The organism is Microbacterium sp. MDV22-iso44, from assembly GCF_058629135.1.
In genome coordinates, this window is record NZ_JBZVWS010000003.1 from 517050 (window position 1) to 526347 (window position 9298).

Below are 9298 nucleotides of genomic sequence, written 5' to 3' on the forward strand. Positions count from 1 at the left end.
CGACAAGCGAGTGCTGATGAGTCTTGAAGCAGGACCCCACCAGCAAGAAAGAGGTAGACCGTGTCGGTTTCCATCAAGCCGCTCGAAGACCGCATCGTCATCAAGCAGGTCGAGGCCGAGCAGACCACCGCAAGTGGCCTGGTCATCCCCGACACCGCCAAGGAGAAGCCCCAGGAGGGCGAGGTCGTGGCCGTGGGCCCCGGCCGCATCGACGACAACGGCAACCGCGTTCCGCTCGACGTCGCCGTCGGCGACCGCGTCCTGTACAGCAAGTACGGCGGCACCGAGGTCAAGTTCGGCGCCGACGAGTTCCTCGTGCTCTCGGCTCGCGACGTCCTCGCGGTCGTCGTCCGCTGACACGCAGCACCTTCGACAGGGCCCGGATGCTTCGGCATCCGGGCCCTGTGCTTTTGCCGTGCCGATGGCAGTATCCGCGCGAACGTCGGCAGTCGCCATGACGCGCAAGCTGTCATGACCGTCGTAGGCTCGTACTCATGACACCCGAGGAGACCGCCCGCGAGAAGTCCCTCGGGGGGATCTTCGTCTTCTCGGCGTACGTGCTCTGGGGTTTCCTCCCGCTGTACTTCGTCAGCCTTGCGCCAACGACGCCGTGGGAGGTCGTCGGCTGGCGCATCGTGTTGAGCCTCGTCTTCTGCGTCGCGCTGATCGCGGTCACCCGCGGCTGGGGGCGGATGCGCGTCATCCTCCGCGATCGTCGGCTCCTGCTCTGGACCCTCGTCGCCGGTCTCCTGATCTACGTCAACTGGCAGGTCTTCCTCATCGGCACCCTGACGGGTCACGTCGTCGAGACGAGCCTCGGCTACTTCATCAACCCGATCGCCACCGTGCTCCTCGGCGTGATCGTGCTGAAGGAGCGTTTGCGCCCCGCCCAGTGGACCGCCGTCGGCATCGCCGCCGCGGCTGTCGTCGTCATCATCGTGGCGGTCGGCAACGTGCCGTGGATCGCCCTGACCCTCGCCGCGAGCTTCGCGACCTACGGGCTGGTGAAGAAGCGCATCGGACCGTCGGTGGATGCCGTCAGCGGCCTCACGCTCGAGTCTTTCTGGCTCGTGCCGATCGCCGTCATCCAGCTCGTCGCGGTCGGAGTGACGTCGGGGCTCACGATGGGGCGCGAGGGCACCGGCCACACGATCCTGCTCTTCCTGGCCGGAGCCATCACGGCGATCCCGCTCCTCTTCTTCTCCGCCGGAGCCCGACGCACGTCGCTGACCGTGGTCGGCATCCTGCAGTTCATCGCGCCGATCATGCAGTTCCTCACGGGCGTGCTCATCCTGCACGAACCCATGCCGTTCGAGCGATGGATCGGATTCGGGCTCGTCTGGGTGGCGATCGCGGTGTTCGCCGTCGACTCGCTCCTGGCCTCGCGTCGCCAGCGCACGCGCGCCGTGACAGCCGTTCCCGACCCTGTCTGAACCGCATCGGATGCCGCTTTCCCGACCGTTATGGGAGCGTGCCCACCTCGTTACACATCGTTAACGAACGGCAACACTCGCGAGACGACCTCCCCGCTAGGTTGATCACACCGGGCCGGACCCGATCCGACTCGTGTCACCACAGCAAGGAGCACAATGAGCGTTCTCACCCGATCGCGCACGGCAAAGGTCATGGGCGCACTCGCCCTGATCGGCGCGAGCGCACTGGTCCTGGCCGGTTGTTCCGGCTCACCCGCACCCGCCGGCTCGAGCGCCGCCGCCCCTGCTGCTGAAGCAGACTTCCCGGTGGACTGCGACAAGGCAGCGCCCGCGTCCTACACGCCGGAGTACGCGTCCACCTCCAAGGGTCCGGCGAAGGACCTCACGTACACGATCGGCACGGCCCTGCCCGTCACCGGCAACCTCGCCTTCCTCGGCCCGCCCGAGATCGCCGGCACCGAGTTCGCCGCCGACGAGGTCAACAAGGCCGACAAGGGCGTCACCATCAACCTCGAGCAGGGTGACTCGGGTGACACCGACAACAAGGCGTACGAGACCGAGATCCCGCGTCTGCTGAACGCCGGCGCCACCGCGATCGTCGGCGCCGCCTCGTCCGGCACGTCGCTGCAGTTCATCGACCAGGTCATCGCCGCCGACGCGATCCAGTTCTCGCCCGCCAACACCTCGGCCGCCTTCACGGGTTACAAGGACAAGGGCCTTTACTGGCGTACCGCCCCCTCCGACGTGCTGCAGGGCCAGGTGCTCGGCAACCTCATCGCCGGTGACGGCGCTGAGACGGTCGGCATGATCATCCTCAACGACTCGTACGGCACCGGTCTCGCGTGCTTCGCGAAGGCCGCGTTCGAAGATGCCGGCGGCTCCGTCGTCTCGGCCGCCCTGTACAACACGGGCGACACGAACTTCTCGTCGCAGGTCGAGACGGTCCTCGCGGCCGACCCCGACGCGATCGCGCTGATCACGTTCGAAGAGGTCAAGACGATCATCCCCGAGCTGGTGGCCGCCGACTTCCCGAAGGACAAGATGTACTTCGTGGACGGCAACCTCGCCAACTTCGGTGACGAGTTCGACGCCGGCACCCTGACAGGCGCCAAGGGCACGTACCCGGCCGTCGACCCGACCAGCACCGCGACCTTCCGCGAGGACCTCAACTCGTACTGGACCGGTACCGGCAAGTCCGAGCTGAAGGACTTCACGTACGGCCCCGAGTCGTACGACGCGGTCATCCTGCTCGCTCTGGCCGCCCTCGAAGCCGGATCGGCCGAAGGCCCCGACGTCGCCGCGCACCTGCAGCAGGTCTCCGGTGGCACCGGAGACGGCAAGAAGTGCACGAGCTACGCCGAGTGCGCCGACATCATCAACGCCGGTGAGGTAGCCGACTACGACGGTGTCTCCGGTCCGATCACCTTCGACAAGGTGGGCGACCCCCAGGGCGCCACGATCGGCATCTTCCAGTACGGCGAGGACAACAACTACTCGTTCCTCAACCTCGGCTGATCTGATCCGCCGCTGACGTACTCGAGCGGCCCCGGTCTTCGGACCGGGGCCGCTCTCTCGTGCGCGCGGCGATCATACAGATCGGCGACGGTGCATCCGCGTCGTCCGGGCGAACGACGATGCCCCCGGCCTGCAGGCCGGGGGCATGGTGCGTCGCTGTGCGGAGCGGTCAGGTCCCGAGCGTGCCCAGGTACAGGCCGATGACCTTGGGGTCGTTCAGGAGCTCGCGCCCGCTGCCCGTGTAGGCGTCTCTCCCCTGGTCGAGGACGTAGCCGCGATCGCAGATCTGCAGGCAACGACGTGCGTTCTGCTCGACCATGATCGTGGTGACGCCGGCCTTGTTGATCTCCGAGACCCGCAGGAACGCCTCGTCCTGACGCGACGGCGACAGTCCGGCCGACGGCTCGTCGAGCAGCAGGACGTAGGGGTCCATCATGAGGGCTCGACCCATGGCGACCATCTGTCGCTCGCCGCCCGAGAGCGACCCCGCACGCTGCTGCAGACGCTTGGAGAGGTCGGGGAAGATCGACGTCACGAAGTCGATCCGTTCCGCCACGACCTTCGGGCGCTGGTAGGCGCCCATCTGCAGGTTCTCGGCGATCGACAGGCTGGGGAAGACGTTGTTGGTCTGCGGCACGAATCCGACGCCCTTGGAGACGAGCTTGTTCGCGCGCAGGCCGGTGATGTCCTCGCCGTTGAGCGTGACCGCTCCGGAGCGGATCTTCACCTGTCCGAAGATCGCCTTCAGCATGGTCGACTTGCCGGCGCCGTTGGGGCCGATGATGCCGATGAGCTCGCCCTTCGCGGCGGTCAGGTTCGCGCCGTTGAGGATGTTGACGCCCGGAAGGTATCCGGCGTGGACGTCCCGGAGTTCGACGACGTTCTCGGTCGCCCTGGTCGTGGTGCCGCCGACGGGGGATGCTGCGGTGTCGCTCACTTGTCGTCCTCCGTCCGGTCCGCAGCGCGTGCGGGCGTGCCTGGCGCCGAGGAATCCTCCGCGGCGTGGGTCGTGGCGTCTGCCTCGACAGCCTCCTGCAGCTCGTGCTGTGCCTCGAGGAGCTCCTCCGCCTCGGGGGTGAGCTCACCGGCGTAGCGGCCCGTCACGACGCCCAGGTCGACATCCTGATGCGCACCGAGGTACGCGTCGATGACGGCCTGCTCCTTCATGACGGTGTCGGGCGGACCTTCGGCGACGACCTTGCCCTCGGCCATGACGATCACCCAGTCGGCGATGTGGCGGACCATGTGCATGTCGTGCTCGACGAAGAGCACGGTCATGCCGAGGTCCTTCAGGTCGAGGATGTGGTCGAGCAGTGACTGCGTCAGTGCGGGGTTCACACCGGCCATCGGCTCGTCCAGCATGACGAGGGTCGGGTCGCTCATCAGCGCGCGGGCCATCTCGAGGAGCTTCCGCTGCCCGCCCGACAGCGACGCGGCGAAGTCCTTCTCCTTGGCGTCGAGCTTGAACCGCGCGAGCAGGCCACGGGCCTTCTCCTCGATCTCGTTCTCCTGCTTGCGCCACAGGAAGGGGAGGATGCCGCGCCAGATGCTCTCGCCGCCCTGGCCGGGCGCGCCGAGCTTCATGTTCTCGAGCACGGTCAGGAGCCCCAGGGACTTCGTCAGCTGGAAGGTCCGGACCTGGCCCATGCGAGCGGCCTTGAAGGCGGGGATCCCGGCGAGGTTGGTCCCGTCGAACGACCACTGACCCTGGTTCGGCTTGTCGAAGCCGGTCAGGAGGTTGAACAGCGTGGTCTTGCCGGCGCCGTTCGGTCCGATGAGGGCGGTGATGGCGTTCCGGGGGATCTCGACGTGGTCGACGTCCACGGCGGTGAGTCCGCCGAAGATGCGCTTCACGCCGTCGGCGACGATGATCGGATCGACCTTCTCCACGCCCGGACGGATCTCGCCCTTGTGGAGGCCGGTCGCCTTGGGACGCGGTGCGGGGGGTGCGACGTCAGCGGACAAAGGTCAGCTCCTTCTTGCTTCCGAGGATTCCCTGTGGCCGGAAGATCACCAGGACCATGAGGGCGACACCCACGAGGACGAACACCAGCATCTGGCTCTGCTCGGAGGTCAGGAACGGCAGGACGCCGATCTTCGACAGCGCGGGCAGGAGGTTCGAGAGGAACGCGCGGACGACCCAGAACAGCACCGCGCCGAGCACCGGGCCGAAGATCGTGGCGGCGCCGCCGAGCAGCAGCGCGGTCCACACGTAGAACGTCTGGGACGTCACGTAGACGTTCGGGTTGACGTTCGTGCCGAGGGCGGTCACGATGCCGCCCGCGGCGATGATGACGCCGCCGACGATGAGCGCCTGCATCTTGAACGCGAAGACGTTCTTGCCGAGCGAGCGGACGGCGTCCTCGTCTTCACGGATGCCGCGGATGACGCGGCCCCACGGGCTCCGCATCAGCAGCCAGACCAACGTCACGACGATCGCGATCGTGATGATGCCGATGATGATCACCCACCACTGGTCCGACTGGTACGTCCACGGACCGAAGCCGTAGCGTCCCGGGGGCAGCAGGTTGCTGGCGCGGAAGTCGGCCTGGAAACCGACCAGGCCGTCGGCCGATCCCGTCGTCTCGCGGAAGGTCGCCGTCAGGAACAGCAGGCGCACCACCTCCGCCGCGGCGATCGTGACGATGGCCAGATAGTCACCGCGGAGGCGCAGCGTCGGGATGCCCATGACGATCGAGAAGAGGACTGCCCCGACGAGGCCGACGAGAGCCGCGACGGGCCACGGCAGGCCGAAGGTGAGCGTCGAGATGGCGAAGCCATAGGCGCCGATCGCCATGAAGCCGGCGACACCCATGTTGAGCAGCCCGGCGAAACCGAAGTGCACCGAGAGACCGATGGCCGCGAGGACGAAGCCGAGCGTGACCGGCGACAGGATCTGAGCCGCCGTGTTGTTGAGGATCTGCAGGAAGTCCATGAGCCGTTATCCGATTCGCTCTCGGCGTCCGAGGAGACCCTGCGGACGGAACAGGAGGATGACGATCAGCACGACGAGCGCGCCGACGTACTTCAGGTCGGAGGGGATCCAGAGCGTCGAGACCTCGACGAGCAGACCCACGATGATCGAGCCGACGAGCGCGCCGAACGCGGTGCCGAGACCGCCCAGCGTGATCGCGGCGAAGACCAGCAGCAGGATGCTGGTGCCCATGTCCCACTTGATGCCGGGACGGAAGTAGGCCCAGAGCACACCCGAGAGTCCGGCCAGCGCGGCCGCCATCACCCACACGATGCGGACGACGGCGTCGACATCGATGCCGCTCGCCGCGGCGAGCGACGGGTTGTCGGATACGGCACGGGTCGCCCGTCCGATGCGGGTCCTCATGAGCCAGAAGGCGAACGCGATGATAACGACGACCGAGACGGCCATGCTGACGACGTCGGTGACCGACAGGCTGATGGGTCCGAGGCCGGGGATGTTGGCCGTCGCCCTGCCCGGCAGGTTGACCGTGCCACCGCCCACGAACATCTGGAAGATGTAGCGCAGCGCGAGCGAGAGGCCGATCGAGACGATCATGAGCTGCACGGTGCCGATCCCCTTGCGGCGCAGCGGCCGCCACAGTCCGGCATCCATTCCGTAGCCGAAGAGCGCCGAGGCGACCACCGCGAGGGGGATCGCGACCCAGATCGGGATGTTGACCGCGACGGAGAAGAAGAGCGCGGCGAGTGCGCCGAACGTGACCATCTCGCCGTGCGCGAAGTTCGAGAGACCCGTGGTGCCGAACACCAGCGAGGCGCCGATCGCCGCCAGGGCGAGCATGAGTCCGAAGTTGAGGCCGTTGACCGCGCGGGACAGGAACTGATCGAGGAACGACGTCGTCGTGCGCTCCGCCGCCCCGAGGGTGAAGTTCCGGGTGACGTTGCTCGTCGGGCCGAACGTCACCTCCTGCGTGAACGCGAACCCTTCCGGAGCGGCCACTCCGCTCGGAAGCGAGTCCTTCACGAGTTCGACCGTGTAGGGGACGTCTTTCGTCGGGACCGGCACACGCCACGAGCCGTTGGCCGCCGTCTTCGCCTCGCCGGTGTACTCGCCGCCCGTCACGACGACCGTCGCGCCTTCGACGGGGTCGCCGGCGACACGGACGTTGCCCTGCACCGCGAACGGGAAGGTCTCCGGACTCTGCGTGTCGGCGGCGGCGGGATTCGCCAGCCCGAACAGCAGAGCGCCGGAGAAGACTCCGGCGATAAGGGCTACGAGTGCGCGTCGCCATCGATCGTGGGCGCGCACAGAGCGGGTGGTCGTCACCGACACCTCCTGGTTGAAGCATGGCCAGCGCGCAGAGGTACGGGTGCCCCCGGCGCCACACGACCGTATCCAGCGATTGTTGCCGGTGTGTTTCCCTGCCGCAACCATCGACACTCCGTCGTTTCGCGCGACCTCGTGTGCTCCTTATATCAAGGGCGACGCACGCGGGGAATGAATCGAGGCTCGTGCGCCTTAGAATTCAGACAAGCCGATCGACGCAGGAGAGCACATGGAGCACAACGACCCGTTCGGATTCGTGGGACTGACGTACGACGACGTCCTCCTGCTGCCCGGCCACACGGACGTCATCCCGTCCGAGGCCGACACCTCCTCCCGGGTCACGCGGCGCATCACCGTCGCGACTCCGCTCCTGTCCGCCGCGATGGACACCGTCACCGAGGCCCGCCTCGCGATCGCCATCGCACGCGAGGGCGGTATCGGCATCATCCATCGGAACCTCTCCATCGCCGATCAGGCCAAGATGGTCGATCGCGTCAAGCGCAGCGAGTCGGGGATGATCACCGACCCGATCACGACGACTCCCGACGCGACCATCGAAGAGGTCGACACCCTGTGCGGTCAGTACCGCATCTCGGGACTCCCGGTCATCGACGACGACGGCAAGCTCGTCGGCATCGTCACGAACCGCGACATGCGTTTCGTCTCGGGCTTCGAGCGTCAGACCACCAAGGTGCGCGACGTCATGACCGTCGAGGGTCTCGTCACGGGGCACGTGGGAATCGGGGCCAACGAGGTGATCGCCCTCTTCGCGCACCATCGCGTCGAGAAGCTCCCGCTCATCGACGACGACGGCAAGCTCGCCGGCCTCATCACCATCAAGGACTTCGATAAGAGCGAGAAGTATCCGCTCGCCACCAAGGACGACCAGGGACGACTCCGTGTGGGAGCCGCGATCGGCTTCTTCGGGGACGCGTGGGAGCGCGCAGAGGCGCTGCGGGATGCCGGGGTCGACGTCATCGTGGTCGACACGGCCAACGGTCAGTCGGCCGGTGTCATCGACATGGTGAAGCGCATCAAGGCGGACGAGTCGTTCGCGCACATCGACGTGATCGGAGGGAACGTCGCCACCCGCGAGGGTGCGCAGGCTCTCATCGACGCGGGAGTGGATGCCGTCAAGGTCGGCGTCGGACCGGGGTCCATCTGCACGACCCGCGTCGTCGCCGGCGTGGGCGTCCCGCAGGTCACCGCGATCTACGAGGCATCCCTCGCCGCGCGGGAAGCCGGCGTCCCGATCATCGCAGACGGCGGACTCCAGTACTCAGGTGACATCGCGAAGGCGCTCGTCGCCGGCGCCGACACCGTCATGCTCGGCTCTCTCCTCGCCGGCACGGATGAGTCGCCGGGTGAAGTGGTGTTCCAGGGCGGCAAGCAGTTCAAGCTGTACCGGGGGATGGGATCCCTCGGTGCGCTCCAGACGCGCGGCAAGAAGACCTCGTACTCGAAGGACCGCTACTTCCAGGCGGACGTCCCGAGTGACGACAAGCTCATCCCCGAAGGCATCGAGGGACAGGTCGCGTACCGCGGACCGGTTTCCGCCGTCGCCTATCAGCTGGTCGGGGGATTGCGGCAGTCGATGTTCTACGTCGGCGCGCGCACCGTGGAGGAGCTCAAGGCCCGAGGCAAGTTCGTCCGGATCACCTCGGCGGGCCTCAAGGAGTCCCACCCGCACGACGTGCAGATCGTCGTCGAAGCGCCGAATTACAAGCGCTGATAGGGATCCGGGGGCTCGACACGCCCGGGATGCGAGGCAAATTTGCCGAGTCCCCGATCCCCGCGTAACTTATTACTTGTTCGCCCCACAGGGAAGAGCGAGAGGCTGAAAAGCCCGCCGCCCCCTCAAGCTGGCGGACCACCCCCTCCAAGAAGAAACTGTCGCTCTGCGATTGGGTCTGACCTCAGGTCTAGGACGGGTCATCGGGACGTGCTCTCCGCCGTCATCCGAACTCCACGATCTCTCGAGATCATCGGCGTGTCGGGTTTGACGGTTTCAGAGCCTCGTCCTAAGGTAGAGAAGTTGCCTCACTACGAAGCCCTGCGGGGTGGTGTGGGAGCATCCGATCCTTGAGAA

Annotated in this window: 8 protein-coding genes; 4 read left to right on the plus strand and 4 right to left on the minus strand. The window is 66.8% G+C overall.

The features are described 5' to 3' along the window. Window positions 1-60: 60 nt before the first annotated feature. From groES to AC4NN1_RS12710, 3 genes are all read left to right on the plus strand, one after another. Window positions 61-357: a co-chaperone GroES gene (gene groES / locus AC4NN1_RS12700; RefSeq protein WP_017203655.1), complete on the plus strand. Its 297-nt coding sequence runs from the start codon at window positions 61-63 to the stop codon at window positions 355-357. A gap of 137 nt (window positions 358-494) precedes the next feature. After that, on the plus strand, window positions 495-1433 hold the full coding sequence (gene rarD, locus AC4NN1_RS12705; protein WP_491955518.1) for an EamA family transporter RarD: 939 nt from the start codon (window positions 495-497) through the stop codon (window positions 1431-1433). 156 nt (window positions 1434-1589) lie between these two features. After that, window positions 1590-2948 (plus strand): ABC transporter substrate-binding protein, encoded by a 1359-nt coding sequence (locus AC4NN1_RS12710; protein ID WP_491955519.1) that lies wholly within the window; start codon window positions 1590-1592, stop codon window positions 2946-2948. Window positions 2949-3117: 169 nt separating this feature from the next. On the opposite strand, the gene AC4NN1_RS12715 is transcribed toward AC4NN1_RS12710, so the two are convergent. From AC4NN1_RS12715 to AC4NN1_RS12730, 4 genes are read right to left on the minus strand one after another with little or no spacing between them, the layout of a single operon-like run. Then, window positions 3118-3885, minus strand: a complete 768-nt coding sequence (locus tag AC4NN1_RS12715; protein WP_491955520.1) for an ABC transporter ATP-binding protein — start codon at window positions 3883-3885, stop codon at window positions 3118-3120. After that, window positions 3882-4913: an ABC transporter ATP-binding protein gene (locus AC4NN1_RS12720; RefSeq protein ID WP_018187256.1), complete on the minus strand. Its 1032-nt coding sequence runs from the start codon at window positions 4911-4913 to the stop codon at window positions 3882-3884. Before AC4NN1_RS12720 ends, AC4NN1_RS12715 begins: the two co-directional genes overlap by 4 nt. Next, window positions 4903-5883 (minus strand): branched-chain amino acid ABC transporter permease, encoded by a 981-nt coding sequence (locus AC4NN1_RS12725; protein ID WP_018187255.1) that lies wholly within the window; start codon window positions 5881-5883, stop codon window positions 4903-4905. Before AC4NN1_RS12725 ends, AC4NN1_RS12720 begins: the two co-directional genes overlap by 11 nt. A gap of 6 nt (window positions 5884-5889) precedes the next feature. Then, window positions 5890-7209, minus strand: coding sequence for a branched-chain amino acid ABC transporter permease (locus AC4NN1_RS12730; protein WP_491955521.1), 1320 nt, complete (start codon window positions 7207-7209; stop codon window positions 5890-5892). A gap of 229 nt (window positions 7210-7438) precedes the next feature. Between AC4NN1_RS12730 and guaB the strand changes: the two genes are divergently transcribed. Continuing rightward, entirely contained in the window at window positions 7439-8941 is a 1503-nt protein-coding gene (gene guaB / locus AC4NN1_RS12735; RefSeq protein WP_018187253.1) for an IMP dehydrogenase, read from the plus strand. The last annotated feature ends 357 nt before the right edge of the window (window positions 8942-9298 follow it).